Here is a 16,447-nt window from a genome sequence, read left to right as displayed (position 1 = left end):
TGGCGGGGGGGGGCGCCCCCGGGTGGCGGGCCCGGTCTGGGCCGGGGGGGGGGCCCCCCCCGGCCCGGGGGCGGGGGGGGGGGCCCCCCCCCGGCCCCCCCCGGGGGCCACGCCCGGACCCACTGCCACTGCGCCGGGATCCACGGCGTCGCGGCGGACACGGCGCGGGCACACGACGGAGCGGGGCCCGCGCCGCCCCCGGCACGGACCCCGCTCGTTGCGGTGGCAGGACTAGCGCGCCGTCGCCAGCACGTCGTTCGCCCCCGCGGCGACGCTCACGGGTGCACCCGTGACCGGGGTGGGCCGTCCCAGGGAACGGACGGTCCAACCCGCTTCGACCCAGTCCTCGACCGGGAGGCAGTTGCGCGCGTCGATCACGACGCGGCGCCCGACGACCTCGCCGAGCGACACGGGCGACGCCTCGATGATCTCGTCCCACTCGGTGAGGACCAGGACCACGTCGGCGCCCTCGATGGCGGCTTCCTTCGTGGCGGCGTAGGTCAGCGTCGGGAACGAACGGCGGGCGGTCTCGTTCGCCTCCGGGTCCCACAGCGAGACCTGGGCACCGCGGAGGTGCAGCGCCGCGGCGACGTTGAGCGCCGGGGAGTCGCGGACGTCGTCGGTCAGCGGCTTGAACGCGGCCCCGATGACGGCGACCCGGCGGTTGAGCACCGATCCCCCGACGGCCTCGATCGCCATGTCGATGACCCGCTCGCGCTGGCCCATGTTGATCTCGTCGACCTGCTGCATGAGGCCGACGACCCGGCCGGCGCCGAGTTCGTTCGCGCGGTGCATGAGCGCGCGGATGTCCTTCGGCAGGCAGCCACCGCCGAAGCCGAGACCGGCGTTCAGGAACTTCCGCCCGATGCGGGCGTCGTGCCCGAGGGCGTCCGCGAGCGTCGACACGTCGGCACCGGTGATGGCGCACATCTCCGAGATCGCGTTGATGAAGGAGATCTTCGTCGCGAGGAACGCGTTCGCGCTGACCTTGACGAGTTCCGCCGTGGCGAGGTCCGTGGTGATCACCGGGCACCCCTCGGCGATCGGTGCGGCGTAGACCTCGCGGATGACGGCGTCGGCCTCGGGCGAGGCGCCGCCCCAGACGAGCCGGTCCGGGTGCAAGGTGTCCTCGACGGCTTTGCCCTCGCGGAGGAACTCGGGGTTCCAGATGAGTTCCGCGTCGATGCCGGTGGGCGTGAACTCCCGGACGAGCTCGCGGAGGCGGGCTGCGGTGCCGACGGGGACGGTCGATTTGCCGACGATGAGGCCGGGGTGCGTGAGGTGCTCGGCGACGCCGCGGGTGGCCGCCTCGACGTACGCGAGGTTCGCGGCGTGCGAGCCGGCCTTCTGCGGGGTGCCGACGCAGACGAAGTGCACGTCGGCCGCGGCGACGGCCTCGGGGAGCGACGCCGTGAACCGGAGCTTGCCGCTCGCCACGTGCTTCGTGATGAGCTCGGGCAGACCGGGCTCGAAGAACGGGACCTCGCCGGCGGTGAGGGCGGCGAGCTTCGCGGGGTCGACGTCCACGCCGATGGTCTCGAAGCCCATCTCGGCCATGGCGGCCGCGTGGGTGGCACCGAGGTAACCGGTGCCGATGACGCTGATGACGGGTGCGGGGCGGACGTCCGACGAGGACGTCGCGGATGCGGACGGGGTCTTCTTCTGAGCGGTCACTGCTCGACCTCCTGCAGGTCGTAGTCGATGTCGGTCCGCGCGATGCCCTCTCGGAAGGTCTCGAGGCTGTCGGCGCGGGAGTTGAGTCGCCAGTCGTTGGTGGTGCGGGCACCGTCGACGATCGTGGTGGCGGTCAGGCTGAAGTAGTTGAAACCGATGACGTCGGCGTTCGCCGGGTCGGCGAGGGCGTCGAAGAGCGACGAGATCCAGCGGGACTTCTGCGAGTCGGAGACGCTGCCGCCGGTCTCGGTGGCACCGATCTCGTTGAGGACGATGCCCTTGCCCGGGGCGATCTCGCGGAGTTGGGCGAGCGTGGCGCCGAAGGTGTTCTCGAACGTCGGCTGCTCGGTGGCGTCGCGGTAGTAGCCGCTCATGCCGACCCAGTCCACGTACTCCGAACCCGGGTAGTAGTTCCGCATGTAGTCGACGGTCTGGTACTTCGGGTTGCCGAGCTTGTCGATGCGCGACGGGGACCAGTCCCAGATGGCGTACTGGTTCGCGCCGTTGTCCTGGAACACCTGCCAGACGTGCTTCCACATCGCCACGTAGGAGCCGGCCGCGTTCTGCTGCTTCGTCGACTCGGACCAGTTGTACCACTGGCCGTTCATCTCGTGGTCGAAGCGGATCACGAGGGGCATCCCGTTCGCGGCGACGTCCTTCGCGTACTTCGTGAGGTACGCGTCGAACTTCCCGGAGAGGATGTCCTCGTTCGTGTAGCCCGGCACGTACGGCTCGTCGTTGCCGGTCTTGGCGGGCACGGACTCCCACGTCATCATCGGCAGACGGCCGTTCGCCCACGAGCGCTGGACGGCGTTCGCGTTGAAGTCCTGGTCGAAGCCCTGGAAGAAGCCGACCATGTTCGTGGCCTTGCCGACCTCCTGGGAGACCTGGTCGTACTCGGACCAGTTGAACGGAGACTGCGCGGTGTAGAGGCCGTACCACCGGGACTGCTGCCCGAGGACCTGTGCCTTGCTCGGCGCGGTGACGGGCTCGGGGCCCGGGTCGGTGGAGGGCCCGGTGTTCGGGTTCGACGCGTTGCCGCCCGAGCCGGACCCGCCGGCGGACGCGCCGGAGCCGCCGGCGGAGGCGCCGCCGCCCGACGAACCGGACCCGCCGGCCGACGTGCCCGACCCGGACCCGCCGGAGGAACCGGCCCCGTCGGAGCCGGAACCCGACCCGCTCGCGTTCGCCGAGCCTCCCGACCGACCCTTCGCGGCGCCGAGCTGCGACTGCAGCGAGGCGAGCTGTGCCTTGAGGTCGGCGATCTGGTCGCCACGCGACCCGGCCTTGGCGGTCGAGGAGTCGAGCTTGCCCTCGAGGGCCCAGATCTTCTCCTGGGCCGCGGTGAGCTTCGTCTGCAGCTCGGCGGCGGAGACCTGCTTCTTCGGCGGGGTGACGCCGAGGGCCTGGTGGACGGCGGTGGACACCGGGCCGGCCGGGGACACCCAGACCGTCCAGGTGATGAGGCCGAGGACGACCAGGATGGCGGTCGTGCCGACAGCGGTGAGTCGGGCGTGCTTGCTGGACTGGGCCCACCAGGCACCGGAGGAGCGGATGAGGTCAGACAATGAGGAACGCCTCCAGGGCGAAGATCGCGATGCCGATCAGGTACGGGATCGCGGCGTACGGGTTGTAGCGGCGGACCCGGGCCGGCGTCGCAGCCGCGCGGGTCGGCGCCGCCGCGCTGGTCGGGACCGCTGCGAGCGCGTGCTCGGGCGAGCGTCGGGTCGCGAGCACGGTCGCGGTCGAGTTGGTGGTCGCGTCCGCGCCGTCGTCGAAGTCCGTCCGGCGGGTGCTGGCGCCGGCGCCGAAGATCTCGTCGAACGCCCGGTCGGCGGCTGCCTGCTCGTCGGACCACCGCGGTGCGTCCACGGGGCTGACCGGGGTGAGCGCCGCGAGGTCCTGCGGTTGCGCGGGGTCCTCCTCCATCGGCCCGCCGGCGTAGGCACCGGCACGGGTCCCCCAGCCGGACGCGTGCGCCAGGCGGAAGAAACCGATGAGGCGGATCGGCATGAGGAAGAACGTCGACACGATGATGAACATCGGCAGGCGGAAGAAGTCGCTCGGCTTCTCGGAGAGGTGCCGGATCTGCCGGATCGCCATGCTCAGCACGCTCGACACGACCATGAGGGCCGCCACGTACACGAACCCGGTCGAGAAGCCGTACTGCTGCAGGATGCCCTGGTAGAGGTTCTCACCCTGACCGGTCACCGCGCGGTAGATCCAGCCGGCGATGACGCCGAACAGCATGAACGGCAGGATGATGTCGGTCACGAAGAACAGCGCGAGCACCGGCGCGTGGCCGATCATCCACGGGAGCATCCGCAGCGTGTTGTACTGCGAGCCGCGGGCCCAGCGGAGCTGCTGCTTGAAGAGCTTCTTCACCTGCAGCGGGGCGTCCGTGTAGACCAGCGACGTGTACTGGTAGACGGTCCGGTACCCCTCCTTGAGCGTGAGGTTCGTCAGCGTGCGGTCGTCCGAGACCTCGAGGAAGACGCCCATGAACTTCTCGTGCATGAACTTGTCCATGACGCGCACGAGGATGTTCCGGCGGAACGCGATCGTCCGGCCGGGGAGGCAGCCGATCTGCCCGAGGACGCTCTGCGCGGGCATCGAGTAGAGCGCGCGCGAGTTCTCCAGCCAGTCCGCCCAGCGGGTGATCCAGCTGCGGGTCGGCTCGAGGATGCGCTGCCGGGTGGTCACGCCGCCGACGGACTCGTCCGCGAACGGCTTGAGGAGCTCGGACAGCGTGCCGGGGGTCCACACGGTGTCGGAGTCGACGAGGATCGTGATGTCGCCGGTCGACATCTCGGTGCCGACCTTGACGGCGTTGCGCTTGCCCGGGATCGGCGTGTGGGTCCAGCGGACGAGCGGGGCGAACTCGTCGCACACCCCCTCGAGCGCTTCGTTCCGGGCGCCGTTGATGACGACGATGATCTCGCCGGGCTGCTGTTCGACCATGCGGCCGATGACGTCCCGGAAGAGGTCGAGCGGCTCGTCCACGACGGGGACGACGACGCTGGTGGTACCGGTGTAGGTGCCGGTGAAGGGGCGGTAGCGGGCGGACAGGACGACCTTGAGCAGCCAGAGCAACCAGATCACCGCGGAGTACACGGCGAACAAGTAGAACTCGGGGTGCCCTTCGACCATCTGCCGGATCTGCAGAATGAAGGTGAACATCGATCCCTGCTTCAACGTTCGAGGTGGGGATTCCGCTTCATCGAGGAACCAGTGGTCGGTTCGGGTGGAGCCATTGATGCAGAAACGTGACACCCCTCGCAACACGGCCCCCGTCCGGGGGTGTTACCGGCATGTTACGGGGTACACGGTTGTCCACCTCGGGGCGGACGAGCGTTGTCCCCACCAGTGCTGACAGCAATGCGGTGGACCGCTCCGCGTGACCGTCGCGTAATCGCAGGGGCGGCGGTCGGCCGGGAGGCACAAGTCGACTCCGGTGGAAATCCCCGATCAGCAGGTGGTTGCGTGCAGACCTGCCCTACCGTCGATCGTCGCCCTGACGGTCATCGACACGGCCACAACCGGCAGCTCGTCGTCTGGGAGCGGTCCCATCCGGGGGGTACAGGCACAGGGGCATTGGGGGACGGTTCCGGACACGTGGAATTCACTTTCGACGACACGTCATCTCCGGGCCGGACGCGTCATCCCGGGCGTGTCGAGGCGTGCCGCAGGGGGGCGGCGGGCGGCGGTGCGTGGCGGGCGGCGCGCGGCGCGCGGCTTACGCGGCGCGAGCTGCGTCCGCACAACCACAGGCGGCTCGCGCCGCGGGGAACCCCGGTTCGCGGCGCCTTCGGTTGTGCGGCGGCGCGGCGCTCGGCGGCGCGGTGGACGTGACCGGGCGACGGACGGGAGGCACGTCGCGACCCCGGCACGGGCCTCCCGTCCGCCCTGGCGCACACCGGCGCTCACGCGGCACGAGCGACCGTCGCACAACCACAGGCGGCTCGCGCCGCGGGGAACCCCGGTTCACGGCGTCTTCGGTTGTGCGCCGGCGCTGCGACCGGGGTCAGGCGCCGTAGAACGCCCGCTCGAACACCTGACGGGCGCGCCGCGTGACCCCGAGGTAGTCCTCCTCGAGCCGCGTCGCCGAGCCCGGCGGGTACTCCATCAGCCGCGCCATCCCCTCGAGCTGGATGCGGTCGACGGGCAGCACGTCCGTGGTCTTCCCGGACCACAGCACCAGGGCGCTGCGGGCCCGGGAGGCGAACCGCCACGCGGCACCGAGCCGCTCGGCGTCGTCCGCCGCGACGAGTCCGGCCTCGGTGGCGGCCGCCAGGGCCTCGAGCGTCGAGGTCGTCCGGAGCCCCGGCACCGTGAGTGCGTGCTGGAGCTGCAGGAGCTGCACGAACCACTCCACGTCGCTCAGCGACCCACGGCCGAGCTTGAGGTGCCGGGCGGGGTCCGCGCCACGCGGCAGCCGTTCGGACTCGACACGGGCCTTGATGCGGCGGACCTCGCGGACGGCGTGGTCGTCGATGCGCTCCGGGTAACGGGTGCGGTCGGCCAGGTGCTCGAAGTCACGGAGCAGCCCCGCGTCGCCCACGGCACCACGGGCACGGAGCAGCGCCTGCGCCTCCCACGTCAGGGACCAGCGGGCGTAGTAAGCGGCGTAGGAGTCGAGCGTGCGGACGAGCGGACCGTTCTTCCCCTCGGGCCGCAGGTCCACGTCGAGTTCGAACGGGTGGATGGCGTCCTCGGTGAGCCGGCCGAGCTCGCGCACGATCGCCTGCGCCGCACGGGAGGCGACCTCGGACTCGGTGCCCTCCGCCGCGCGGTACACGTAGAGGACGTCCGCGTCGGAGCCGAAGCCGAGCTCCCGACCGCCGTACCGGCCCATCGCGACGATGCCGAACTCGAGCCCCTCCGGCGCGTTCCGGCGGGCGAGCGTGAGTGCACCGGCGAGGGTGGCCTCGGTGACGTCGGTCAGCGCAGGTCCGAGGGCGTCGACGTCGAGCCACCCGAGCACGGCCGCCATGCCGAGCCGCAGGGTCTCCCGACGTCGAGCCGACCGCACGAGGGCAGCCGAGCCGTCGACGTCGTCCCCGTGCCGGGCCGTGGTCGCGGTCATCTCGGCGAGCAGCGAGTCGATCGGTCTCGGCCGCAGGAGCGACTCGGGCTCGTCGAGCCACGCGACGGCCTCGGGGAAGCGTTCGAGCAGACCGGACAGGAACGCCGACTCGGACAGCACAGTGGTGAGCGAGTGCGCCGCCCCCGAGGAGTCGCGGAGCATCCGGAGGAACCAGCTCGACTCCCCCAGCGTGTCGCTGAGCCGCCGGAACGCCAGCAGCGCCCGGTCCGGCGCCGGCCCCTCGGCCATCCACCGCAGGAGCACCGGGAGCAGGTTCCGCTGGATCGTCGCTCGTCGACTCGTGCCCTGCGTGAGGGCACGGATGTGGCCGAGCGCTCCCGCCGGGTCCGCGAAGCCGATCGCACCGAGGCGGTCGGCCGCCTGGTCGCTCGTCAGGACGATGTCGCCGTCGGTCGCGGCGACCGCCGACAGCAGCGGACGGTAGAACAGCCGCTCGTGGAGGCCACGGACCTCGAGCTTGACCGACCGCCAGCGTGTCTCCAGCGCGGCAGCCGAGGTCGCGAAGCCGCTCGCCCGCGCGAGGACGCGCAGCTCCTCTTCGTCGGAGGGCATCAGGTGCGTGCGCTGCAGCCGTCGGAGCTGGATGCGGTGCTCGAGCACGCGGAGCAGGGCGTAGTCCGGGCCGAAGCGTGCGGCCTCGGGTCGGCCCACGTACCCGGCAGCGGTGAGGGCCTCCATCGCGTCGAGGGTCGAGCGCTCGCGGACGCTCTCGTCGTCGCGGCCGTGCACGAGCTGCAGCAGCTGGACCGTGAACTCGACGTCGCGCAGCCCGCCCGGCCCGAGCTTGAGCTGCCGGTCGACCTCGGCGTCGGGGATGTGCTCGGTGACGCGCTCCCGCATCCGCTGCACCGACTCCACGAACCCGGGACGGGTGGCGGAGTTCCACACGAAGGGGGCCACGGCGTCGGCGTACCGCTGCCCGAGGTCCGCGGAGCCGGCGATCGGCCGGGCCTTGAGGAGCGCCTGGAACTCCCACTCCTTCGCCCACCGCTGGTAGTACGCCAGGTGGGAGTCGAGCGTCCGGACGAGCGCGCCGTCCTTGCCCTCCGGTCGGAGGTTCGCGTCGACCTCCCACAGCGCGGGCTCGGCGGCGAGGTCGGTGATCGCGTGGGTCGCGGCGACCGCCAGGCGGGTGGCGATGAGCACGGCGCGGTCGGTACCGACGCCGGTGTCGGCCTCGTCGTCGCGCGTGGGTTCGGTCACGAAGATCACGTCGACGTCACTGACGTAGTTGAGCTCGCGTGCGCCGGCCTTGCCCATCGCGATGACCGCGAGCGGGGTCGCCTCGACGTCCGCGGCCGGGAACGGCACCTCGCGCCGGGCGATGTCGACCGCGGCCTCGAGCGCCGCCCCCGCGAGGTCGGCGAGTCCGGCAGCCACGGCGGGGAACGCCTCGGTCGGGGCCTGGTGCAGGACGTCGAAGAGGGCGATGTGCGCGAGGTGCCGCCGGTAGCGCACGCGGAGCCGGAGCCGGGCGTCCTCACCGGTGGCTCCGCCGACGGCGTCGAGCAGCGAGGCGGTGTAGGCCTCCTGCGTCCACGGGGGCGTCACGGGGTCGAACAGCAACGCGAGCTCGGCGGGACGACGGTGGAGGAACTCACCGAGCCCGACCGATGCCCCGAGCAGCCGGACCAGGCGCTCGGCCGCGGCACCGTCGGCGAGGACGGCACCGAGTTCCTCGGGCGCGCGCTCCGACAGGCGTTCGAGCAGCCGGAGGGCGCCGTCCGGGTCAGCGGTCGCACCCCACACGGCGGCCGGGTCGAACTCGGCCGGGCCTGCGGGAGTGGCCCCGCCGCCGACCGCGGCAGACCCGTTCCCCGCCTGGGGCAGGACCGGGCCGAACCGTGCCTCCAGGCCGGTGGTCCGCTCGAGGGCGGCGATCCGTTCGAGGCTCTCCGAGAGCTCGGCGAAGCCGAGCCTGGCGAGCTCGGACCGTGACGTCTTCGTCCGACCGGTCATGTGCGCTGGACTACAGGGCGCCGAGGTTCGTGTCGAGCTCGAACGGCGTCACCTGGTCGCGGTAGGCCTTCCACTCCTGCCGCTTGTTGAGCAGCACGAAGTTGAAGACCTGCTCGCCGAGGGTCTCCGCCACGAGCTCGGAGTCCTCCATGAGACCGAGCGCGTGGTCGAGGCTCGCCGGGAGCTGCTTGTACCCGAGCGCGCGACGCTCCGAGTCCGAGAGGCTCCAGACGTTGTCCTCGGCCTCGGCGGGGAGCTCGTAGCCCTCGTCGATGCCCTTGAGCCCCGCCGCGAGGAGCAGCGAGTACGCCAGGTACGGGTTCGCCGCCGAGTCGATGCCGCGGTACTCGATGCGCGCGGACTGGCCCTTGTTCGGCTTGTACAGCGGGACGCGGACGAGGGCGGAGCGGTTGTTGTGCCCCCACGTCACGAACGACGGGGCCTCGTCACCGCCCCAGAGGCGCTTGTACGAGTTCACGAACTGGTTCGTCACCGCGGTGATCTCGGGCGCGTGGCGGAGGACGCCCGCGATGAAGTGCTTCGCGGTCTCGGAGAGCTGGTACTGGCCGCCGGCCTCGTAGAAGGCGTTCTGGTCACCCTCGAAGAGCGACACGTGCGTGTGCATGCCCGAGCCCGGCTGGCCGGAGATCGGCTTCGGCATGAACGTGGCGTAGACGCCCTGCTCGATCGCGACCTCCTTCACGACCGTGCGGAAGGTCATGATGTTGTCCGCCATCGTCAGTGCGTCGGCGTAGCGGAGGTCGATCTCGTTCTGGCCGGGGCCGGCCTCGTGGTGGGAGAACTCCACCGAGATGCCGAGGTCTTCGAGCATCCGGACCGAGCGGCGGCGGAAGTCGTGTGCGCTGCCGCCCGGGACGTTGTCGAAGTAGCCGGCCTGGTCGACGGGCTGCGGGCCGCCGTCCTTCCAGTCGCGGCTCTTCAGGAGGTAGAACTCGATCTCCGGGTGCGTGTAGAACGTGAACCCGCGCTCGCTCGCCTTCGCCAGCGTCCGCTTGAGGACGTTGCGCGGGTCGGCGACGGCGGGCTGCCCGTCCGGCGTCGTGATGTCGCAGAACATCCGCGCGGTCGGGTCGATCTCGCCGCGCCACGGGAGGATCTGGAACGTCGAGGGGTCCGGGTGCGCGAGCACGTCGGCCTCGTAGCTGCGGGTCAGGCCCTCGATCGCGGAGCCGTCGAAGCCGATGCCCTCGGCGAAGGCACCCTCGACCTCGGCCGGCGCGATCGCGACCGACTTGAGCGTCCCGATGACGTCGGTGAACCAGAGTCGGATGAACTTGATGCCGCGCTCCTCGATGGTGCGGAGCACGAAGTCCGTCTGCTTGTCCATTGACGCCCTTTCCGTGGAGCAGCTGGGATGCTCAGCCTATTGGTTCCCGGGTCAGTCTTCGTCGTCCCACCGCTCGTTGTTCGCCTTGATGCGGTCGAGGGCGTGCTGCGCCTCCTCACGCGTGTCGAACGGGCCGATGCGGTCGCGCTGCGGGGACTGCGGGCCCTGCTCCACCTCGTGCGTCTTCTCGTTGAACCACCACTGGGACTCGATGCGTTCGTCGCTCATGCCGCCACCGTACCCACGGGCGGGCGGCGGGGGTCGGAGTGGGGCGTTGCGTGGCGTGCGGGCTGTCGTTTCCGCGAAAGCGACAGTCCTCCGCGCGGTCGCGGCGAGATCTGTCGCCTTCGCGACAGCGACAGTCCTCCGCGCGGTCGCGGCGGGATCCGTCGCCTCCGCGGTGCGCCCCGCGCCCGACGCGACCGCCTGGAGGCCCGGTGCCGGTCCGCCGGGCGGCCTGCGGGCCTCCAGGCGGTCACCGCGCGCCGCGTCGGCACCCGCGCGTCCTCGCCCGCGCGCCCGGATAGAGTGGTCGGCATGCCCCGGGACGCACACGGACACCTGACCGCCGGCCGGATCTCCCCGCAGCGACCCGTCCCCGAGGACATCGGGCGGCCCGAGTACGTCGGGCGCGCCGAACCCGACGAGCACGGTCACGGTGACACGTACACCGCCGAGGAGGTCGAGCGGATCCGGATCGCAGGACGCATCGCCTCGCAGGCGATCGACGCCGTCGGCGCAGCGATCCGTCCGGGCGTCACCACCGACGAGCTCGACCGGATCGGCCACGAGTTCGTCGTGTCCCACGGGGCCTACCCCTCGACGCTCGGCTACCGCGGGTACCCGAAGTCGCTGTGCTCGAGCCTCAACGAGGTCATCTGCCACGGGATCCCGGACGACACCGTGCTGCAGGAGGGCGACCTCGTCAACATCGACATCACCGCCTACAAGGACGGGATGCACGGCGACACGAACCGGACGTTCCTCGTCGGCGAGGCCGCCCCGGAGGTGCAGGACCTCGTCACCCGCACCGAGGAAGCGCTCCGCCGCGGCATCAAGGCCGTCGCTCCCGGGCGGCAGGTCAACGTCATCGGCCGCGCGATCGAGGCGTACGCGAAGCGCTTCGGCTACGGCGTCGTCCGCGACTACACCGGGCACGGGGTCGGACGGGCGTTCCACTCCGGGCTGATCATCCCCCACTACGACGCGCCCCACTACGACACCGTCATCGAGGAGGGCATGGTGTTCACGATCGAGCCGATGCTCACCCTCGGCGGGATCGAGGCGGACATCTGGTCGGACGACTGGACCGTCTCCACGCGCGACAAGTCGTGGACCGCGCAGTTCGAGCACACCCTCGTCGTCACCGAGCGCGGCGCCGAGCTCCTCACCGTCTCCTGACGGCCCCTGACCTCCCTACCGAAAGGCTCCTCATGACCACCCTCGCAGTCGGCGTCGACATCGGCGGTACGGGCATCAAGGGCGCGATCGTCGACGTCGCCACCGGCGAACTCCAGACCGACCGGATCAAGAAGGCCACGCCCGAGGGCGGCAAGCCGCACGACATCGTCGCGGTGGCGAAGTCGATCCTCGACGAGCTCGCGCCGGCAGCGGACGTCCCGGTGGGCGTGTGCTTCCCGGCGATCGTCCGCGACGGCAAGACCATGTCGGCGGCGAACGTGTCGAAGAAGTGGATCGGCTTCGAGGCCGAGGCGCTCTTCGAGAAGGAGCTCGGGCGGTCGATCCACTTCGTCAACGACGCCGACGCCGCCGGGTTCGCGGAGCAGCAGTTCGGCGCGGCGAAGGGCAAGGACGGCCTCGTCGTCGTCACGACCCTGGGCACCGGGATCGGCACGGCGCTCATCAACGACGGCGTGCTCATCGTGAACTCCGAGCTCGGGCACCTCGAGATCGACGGACACGACGCCGAGACGAAGGCCTCGTTCGCCGCGAAGGAGCGGGACGACCTGTCCTGGAAGCACTGGGCGAAGCGCCTGCAGAAGTACTACTCGACGCTCGAGGCGCTGCTCTCCCCCGAGCTCTTCGTCGTGGGTGGCGGCGTGTCGAAGCACCACGAGGAGTTCCTGCCGCTGCTCGACCTGCAGGCGGGCATCATCCCCGCGACGCTCCGCAACAACGCGGGGATCATCGGCGCGGCGACGCTCGCCGCCCGGTCGCAGCCGCAGCAGTAGCGGCAGCAGCAGCCGACACGCCAGCCGAACCCCGAAGGCGACATCGAACCACCCGCGCGGTCTGGTTCGATGTCGCTCTCGTGGTTCGCAGGGCGGGCACACCGCTGGACGCTGAACGGGCGCGTCCACCGGTACACTCGACACTGCGAACGGGTCGGTGAGACGGTCGCGTCACTCCCCCGGGAGTGCCGAGGAACGTCCGGGCTCCACAGAGCAGGGCGGTGGGTAACACCCACCCGGAGCAATCCGCGAGACAGTGCCACAGAAAGCAGACCGCCGGCGGCGACGTCGGTAAGGGTGAAACGGTGGTGTAAGAGACCACCAGGGGTCCGGGTGACCGGATCCGCTCGGTAAACCTCGCCCGGAGCAAGGTCAGACAGAGGACGTCGAGGCTGCTCGCCGAGTCCTCGGGTAGACCGCTGGAGGCCGACGGCAACGTCGGTCCGAGAGAGATGGCCGTCACCGCGAGAGCGGGACAGAACCCGGCGTACGGCCGGCCCGTTCGCACAGACGGGAGGCCCGGTGCCAGCTGGCACCGGGCCTCCCGTCGTTCCGGTGGCCGGGTCTACAGCCCCGACTCGGGCGTGCGCACGAGGATCGCGTCGCTGTCCGGGCAGAGCACGACGTCGTCCGGCGCCGCCGCACGGATCGTCTGCAGGTCGGAGTTCGTCAGGGTCACGCCGGAGGCCGTCGACACGCCACCCTGCAGGAGCGACGCGCCGAAGCCGTACCGGGCGCGCTGCCGGTCGTACAGCGCCAGGAGCTCCGCCGGCACCTTCGCGGCGACGTCGGCGCGGGACTGCACGGCGGAGGTCCGGTCGGCTTCGAGCCGAGCGATCTCGGTGTCCCGCTCGGCGACGAGTCCGGCGCGCGCGGCGTCGGCATCGGCGAGTTGCGCCTCGATGTCGCCGACGCGGGCGCGGAGGCCGTCGAGCTGCTCCATGACCTCGAGTTCGCTCGTCTCGAGGTCGCCGATGCGCCGCTGCAGCGAGTCGAGTTCGCTCTGCAGGCCTGCGGCGTCCTTCGCGTTCGCGACGTTCTGCAGGAGCGTGGTGTCGCGCTCGACCCGTGCCTGCGCGATCGCCGTGTCCGACTCGAGGCGTGCGAGTTCACGCTCGGCGTCCTCGACGAGGCCGGTCGCCGCGGCGAGTTCGCCACGGAGCTTCGCCGCCTTCGTGCTGAGCTCGGTGAGCTGGTCGCCCTTGCGGAGCGCGGTGATGCGGTGCTCGATGCGGGTCACGTCGTTGTCGAGTCGCTGGACGTCGAGGAGGATGGCCTGGTCCTCGGGTGCTGCCTTCACGGTCAGGCTCCTTCTGCTTCGGTGGTGGGTCCGGCCGCGGCCCCGTCGGGCCCGGCAGCCGGCAGGACGGCGAAGTCCCACGGGTCGGTCCGGAGGTCGCTCACGGTCACCCGGACCCCCGCGGCGGCGGCGAGCTCCGACGCGGCGACGTCGAGCCAGAGCCACTCGGTGGCCCAGTGGGACGTGTCGATGAGCGCGGGGCCCACGGCGAGCTGTGCCTGCTCGCGGAACTCGGACGCCGGGTGGTGACGGAGGTCGCTCGTGACGTAGACGTCGGCGCCGAGGACGGCGGGGTGCCCGAGCAGCGAATCGCCCGCGCCGGCGCAGAGGGCGACGGTCCGGACCGGGTCGTCGTACCCGCCGGACACGCGGACGCCCGTGGCGGTCCCCGGCAGGAGGTCGACGAGGGTCCGGGCGAGGGCGCCGAGCGTGGTGGGCTCAGCGAGCGTGCCGACGCGACCGATCCCCGTCGCGGGGTCGGCTCCGGGGTCGATCGGTCGTTGGTCGATCAGACCGAGGCGGTCGGCGAGCACGGCGGACGTGCCGGTGGTCACGACGTCGGCGTTGGTGTGGGCGGCCAGGAGTCCGGCGTCACCGCGGACGAGGGTCGCGAGGACGGCACCCTTGTAGGTCGACTCGGCGATGGTCGTGACACCGCGGAGCAGCAGCGGGTGGTGCGTCAGGAGCAGGTCCGCCCCGAGCGCCACGGTCTCCGCGGCGGTCGCGGGGACGGCGTCGACGGCGAGGTGCACGTGCTGCACGTCGGCATCCGGATCGCCGGCGACGAGGCCGACCGCGTCCCACGACTCCGCCCCGGCGGACGGCCACAGCTGCTCGACGACGTCCTGGATCTCGCGGAGCTTCGGCATCCCGTCAGTCTACCGAGCCGGCCACACGTACCACGTCGGCCGTGCGGCCCGGGCGATCCGTGCCTCCAGGCCGCACTTCAGGCGCGTCCGAGCGCCCGCAGGATGCGGGCGACGAGCCGCTGCCACCAGCCGGTGTGCTGTTCCTGCTCGCGCTCCGCCGGAGCGGCTTCCGCCGTCGGCTCCGCGTCGACCGGGCGAGCCGCCTCGGGGAGCACGACCGGCGTGCTCGCGGTGGCGCCGACGTGCGCGGTGAGCGCGGCGGCGAACGCCTGGCGGTCGATGACGGTGGGTCCGGTGGCGGGCTGGACGAGCGGCGTCGGTCGCGTGTTCGCGGACACCGGCGTGACGGCCAGGAGGCCCGGTGCGGGTCGGACGGGTTCGTCGCGGTCGGCGACGGGTTCCGGTGCACGCTCGGGCTCGACCAGTGCCGGGGTCGCGGTCGGCGCTGCGACGGTCGCGACCGTGGTCGCGGCCGCCGGTACGGGTCCTGCGACGGTGCGGACCGGGGCGGTCGCCGCGCGGCGGGCTGCGGCGCGCTCGCGGCGGTCCGCCTCGACGGCGGCATCGGAGAGGAGGTCGGCGAAGACCGTGCGGGCGAATGCACGGGCGGCGCGCACCTCGGGGTCGTCGAGGTCGGCGACGGAGGCCTCCCACGCGGCGAGGCGCGCGAGGTCCTCGTCACGGCGGCGGACCTCGTCCTCGAGCAGGACGATGCGTTCGATCGTGGGCCGTCCGGTGGCGGGGTCGACCTCGATCGCGAGGTCCTCGATGCGGAGGGCGAGGCGCGCCGGGGGCTCCGGGAACGACGGGGCGCACGCAGCGTGGCGGGCGCGGTCGCGCGGGCGGCGGAAGGCCTCGGCGGCGGTGTCGGGGGCCGCGACGGCGGTGTCGTCAGCGTCGGTGCGCTCGTCGCTGTGGTCGGTCGCCGGCTCGGCGGTCGGGGTGGTCAGCGTCGCGGCGTCCGGTCGCTGCACGGGACCGGTCACCGGCGGGACGACGAGGTCCGCCAGGTACGGTGCGCGCGTGGCCGGGGCGTCACGGAGCCACTCCTCGAGCTCGCGACCGAAGGGGTCGACGAGGGGGGTGCGTGCACCGGACTGCGTCTCCATGCCCGAACCGTAAATATCGGAGGCGGAGAACCGTGGGAGATCCGCGGAGTGTCGCGAGATCCGCTGCCATGTCACCCGGACGTGAGCGGCGTGTCGCGCCGGACGGCCCGGTGCGGCCTCAGTCCGGTCGGTCGATCGTCCCGAGCAGGGCCCGTCCGGCCTCCCATTGACCGACGCCGGCGGCGACGTTGACGTGCTGCGCCGCGCCGATCCGGTGGACCGTCGCGCCGAGCGTCGAGGCGAACGCGAGTGCCCGGTCGGCTGCGCAGTACGGGTCGTCGTCGCTGACGACGAGGTGCACGTTGCCGAACACGGAGCGGTGCGCCGGTGCCGCGAACCCGCCCGCCTCCGGGGGGAAGCCGGGTGCCTCCGGGTCCGGCGGTGCGACGAGGAGCGCTCCCGCGACGGGGGCGGCACCGCCGGTGCGTCGCTCGCGGTCGCCGCGCGCGGGATCGGAGAGCCACCGTGCGGCGGCGAGGACGCCGAGACTGTGCGCGACGAGGACCGGCGGCCCGTCCGCCGGGTCGAGTGACGCGACCGCGGACGTGATCGCCGCCTGCCAGTCCTCGGGGTCCGGATGGGACCACGACGCCGGAGCGATCCGGACCACCCGTCCGTCCGCGGCCTCGCGGTCCGCCTGCCACCGGGACTGCCAGTGCTCGGGGTCGGAGTTCCAGATGCCGGGCACGATCACCCACGGTCGCGGTCGCTGCACGGGAGCAGCGTAGCGGTCGACTCGGCACGGGGCAGATGGGCCGGTCGGCCGCGTCGGGTCGACACTGGCGTCGTCCAGCCGGTCCGGCCGGGGACGGCCGTCTGCGTCAGCACTGGAGGCCGTCTGCGTCAGCACTGGAGGGTGTCGCGCGTCAGCGCTGCAGGGTGTCGCGCA

General features: G+C 72.0%; 12 protein-coding genes and 1 other RNA gene. 3 read left to right on the top strand and 10 right to left on the bottom strand.

What is annotated here, in order from left to right:
- Positions 1-231: 231 nt before the first annotated feature.
- The 6 genes from ACIPYW_RS11960 to ACIPYW_RS11935 all read right to left on the bottom strand — a co-directional run bounded on the left by ACIPYW_RS11960 (position 232) and on the right by ACIPYW_RS11935 (position 10,316).
- The gene (locus tag ACIPYW_RS11960; protein ID WP_400413772.1) at positions 232-1,674 is read right to left on the bottom strand and encodes a UDP-glucose dehydrogenase family protein; all 1,443 of its coding nucleotides are present in this window, start codon (positions 1,672-1,674) and stop codon (positions 232-234) included.
- The gene (locus ACIPYW_RS11955; RefSeq protein ID WP_400413770.1) at positions 1,671-3,242 is read right to left on the bottom strand and encodes a glycosyl hydrolase; all 1,572 of its coding nucleotides are present in this window, start codon (positions 3,240-3,242) and stop codon (positions 1,671-1,673) included. The genes ACIPYW_RS11960 and ACIPYW_RS11955 overlap by 4 nt, the downstream gene beginning before the upstream one ends.
- Positions 3,235-4,854: a glycosyltransferase family 2 protein gene (locus ACIPYW_RS11950; RefSeq protein ID WP_400413768.1), complete on the bottom strand. Its 1,620-nt coding sequence runs from the start codon at positions 4,852-4,854 to the stop codon at positions 3,235-3,237. Before ACIPYW_RS11950 ends, ACIPYW_RS11955 begins: the two co-directional genes overlap by 8 nt.
- 844 nt (positions 4,855-5,698) lie before the next feature.
- Positions 5,699-8,740: a bifunctional [glutamine synthetase] adenylyltransferase/[glutamine synthetase]-adenylyl-L-tyrosine phosphorylase gene (locus tag ACIPYW_RS11945; protein ID WP_400413766.1), complete on the bottom strand. Its 3,042-nt coding sequence runs from the start codon at positions 8,738-8,740 to the stop codon at positions 5,699-5,701.
- A 10-nt stretch (positions 8,741-8,750) separates the two neighbouring features.
- The gene (glnA, locus tag ACIPYW_RS11940; protein ID WP_290131909.1) at positions 8,751-10,088 is read right to left on the bottom strand and encodes a type I glutamate--ammonia ligase; all 1,338 of its coding nucleotides are present in this window, start codon (positions 10,086-10,088) and stop codon (positions 8,751-8,753) included.
- 51 nt (positions 10,089-10,139) lie between these two features.
- Positions 10,140-10,316: an SPOR domain-containing protein gene (locus ACIPYW_RS11935; RefSeq protein ID WP_152997990.1), complete on the bottom strand. Its 177-nt coding sequence runs from the start codon at positions 10,314-10,316 to the stop codon at positions 10,140-10,142.
- A gap of 309 nt (positions 10,317-10,625) precedes the next feature.
- Between ACIPYW_RS11935 and map the strand changes: the two genes are divergently transcribed.
- The 3 genes from map (at position 10,626) to rnpB (ending at position 12,785) form a co-directional block, all read left to right on the top strand.
- Complete coding sequence (gene map, locus ACIPYW_RS11930; protein WP_400413761.1) at positions 10,626-11,489, top strand: type I methionyl aminopeptidase; 864 nt, start codon at positions 10,626-10,628, stop codon at positions 11,487-11,489.
- Between the two features lie 32 nt (positions 11,490-11,521).
- The gene (gene ppgK / locus ACIPYW_RS11925) at positions 11,522-12,280 is read left to right on the top strand and encodes a polyphosphate--glucose phosphotransferase (protein ID WP_290131911.1); all 759 of its coding nucleotides are present in this window, start codon (positions 11,522-11,524) and stop codon (positions 12,278-12,280) included.
- A 150-nt stretch (positions 12,281-12,430) separates the two neighbouring features.
- An RNA gene (gene rnpB / locus ACIPYW_RS11920) (RNase P RNA component class A) lies at positions 12,431-12,785 on the top strand.
- A gap of 60 nt (positions 12,786-12,845) precedes the next feature.
- On the opposite strand, the gene ACIPYW_RS11915 is transcribed toward rnpB, so the two are convergent.
- From ACIPYW_RS11915 to ACIPYW_RS11900, 4 genes are all read right to left on the bottom strand, one after another.
- Positions 12,846-13,580 (bottom strand): zinc ribbon domain-containing protein, encoded by a 735-nt coding sequence (locus ACIPYW_RS11915; protein ID WP_290131912.1) that lies wholly within the window; start codon positions 13,578-13,580, stop codon positions 12,846-12,848.
- A 2-nt stretch (positions 13,581-13,582) separates the two neighbouring features.
- Positions 13,583-14,449 carry a Nif3-like dinuclear metal center hexameric protein gene (locus tag ACIPYW_RS11910; protein WP_400413758.1) on the bottom strand — a complete coding sequence of 289 codons (867 nt, stop codon included), beginning with the start codon at positions 14,447-14,449 and terminating at the stop codon, positions 13,583-13,585.
- Positions 14,450-14,526: 77 nt separating this feature from the next.
- On the bottom strand, positions 14,527-15,558 hold the full coding sequence (locus tag ACIPYW_RS11905; RefSeq protein ID WP_400413756.1) for a hypothetical protein: 1,032 nt from the start codon (positions 15,556-15,558) through the stop codon (positions 14,527-14,529).
- A 118-nt stretch (positions 15,559-15,676) separates the two neighbouring features.
- Complete coding sequence (locus ACIPYW_RS11900) at positions 15,677-16,273, bottom strand: RBBP9/YdeN family alpha/beta hydrolase (RefSeq protein ID WP_400413753.1); 597 nt, start codon at positions 16,271-16,273, stop codon at positions 15,677-15,679.
- Positions 16,274-16,447: the final 174 nt, after the last annotated feature.

The sequence above is a fragment of the Curtobacterium sp. NPDC089689 genome, from assembly GCF_044749145.1.
Classification (GTDB): domain Bacteria; phylum Actinomycetota; class Actinomycetes; order Actinomycetales; family Microbacteriaceae; genus Curtobacterium.
The sequence above is the reverse complement of the archived record's forward strand: the minus strand, read 5'-3'. Positions and strand labels throughout refer to the sequence as shown.

Excerpts from the sequence above, each read along its gene's own strand:
- glnA (WP_290131909.1), bottom strand. The coding sequence starts at position 10,088 with ATGGACAAGCAGACGGACTTCGTGCTCCGCACCATCGAGGAGCGCGGC.
- map (WP_400413761.1), top strand. The coding sequence starts at position 10,626 with ATGCCCCGGGACGCACACGGACACCTGACCGCCGGCCGGATCTCCCCG.
- ACIPYW_RS11945 (WP_400413766.1), bottom strand. The coding sequence starts at position 8,740 with ATGACCGGTCGGACGAAGACGTCACGGTCCGAGCTCGCCAGGCTCGGC.
- ppgK (WP_290131911.1), top strand. The coding sequence starts at position 11,522 with ATGACCACCCTCGCAGTCGGCGTCGACATCGGCGGTACGGGCATCAAG.
- ACIPYW_RS11935 (WP_152997990.1), bottom strand. The coding sequence starts at position 10,316 with ATGAGCGACGAACGCATCGAGTCCCAGTGGTGGTTCAACGAGAAGACG.
- ACIPYW_RS11910 (WP_400413758.1), bottom strand. The coding sequence starts at position 14,449 with ATGCCGAAGCTCCGCGAGATCCAGGACGTCGTCGAGCAGCTGTGGCCG.
- ACIPYW_RS11905 (WP_400413756.1), bottom strand. The coding sequence starts at position 15,558 with ATGGAGACGCAGTCCGGTGCACGCACCCCCCTCGTCGACCCCTTCGGT.
- ACIPYW_RS11950 (WP_400413768.1), bottom strand. The coding sequence starts at position 4,854 with ATGTTCACCTTCATTCTGCAGATCCGGCAGATGGTCGAAGGGCACCCC.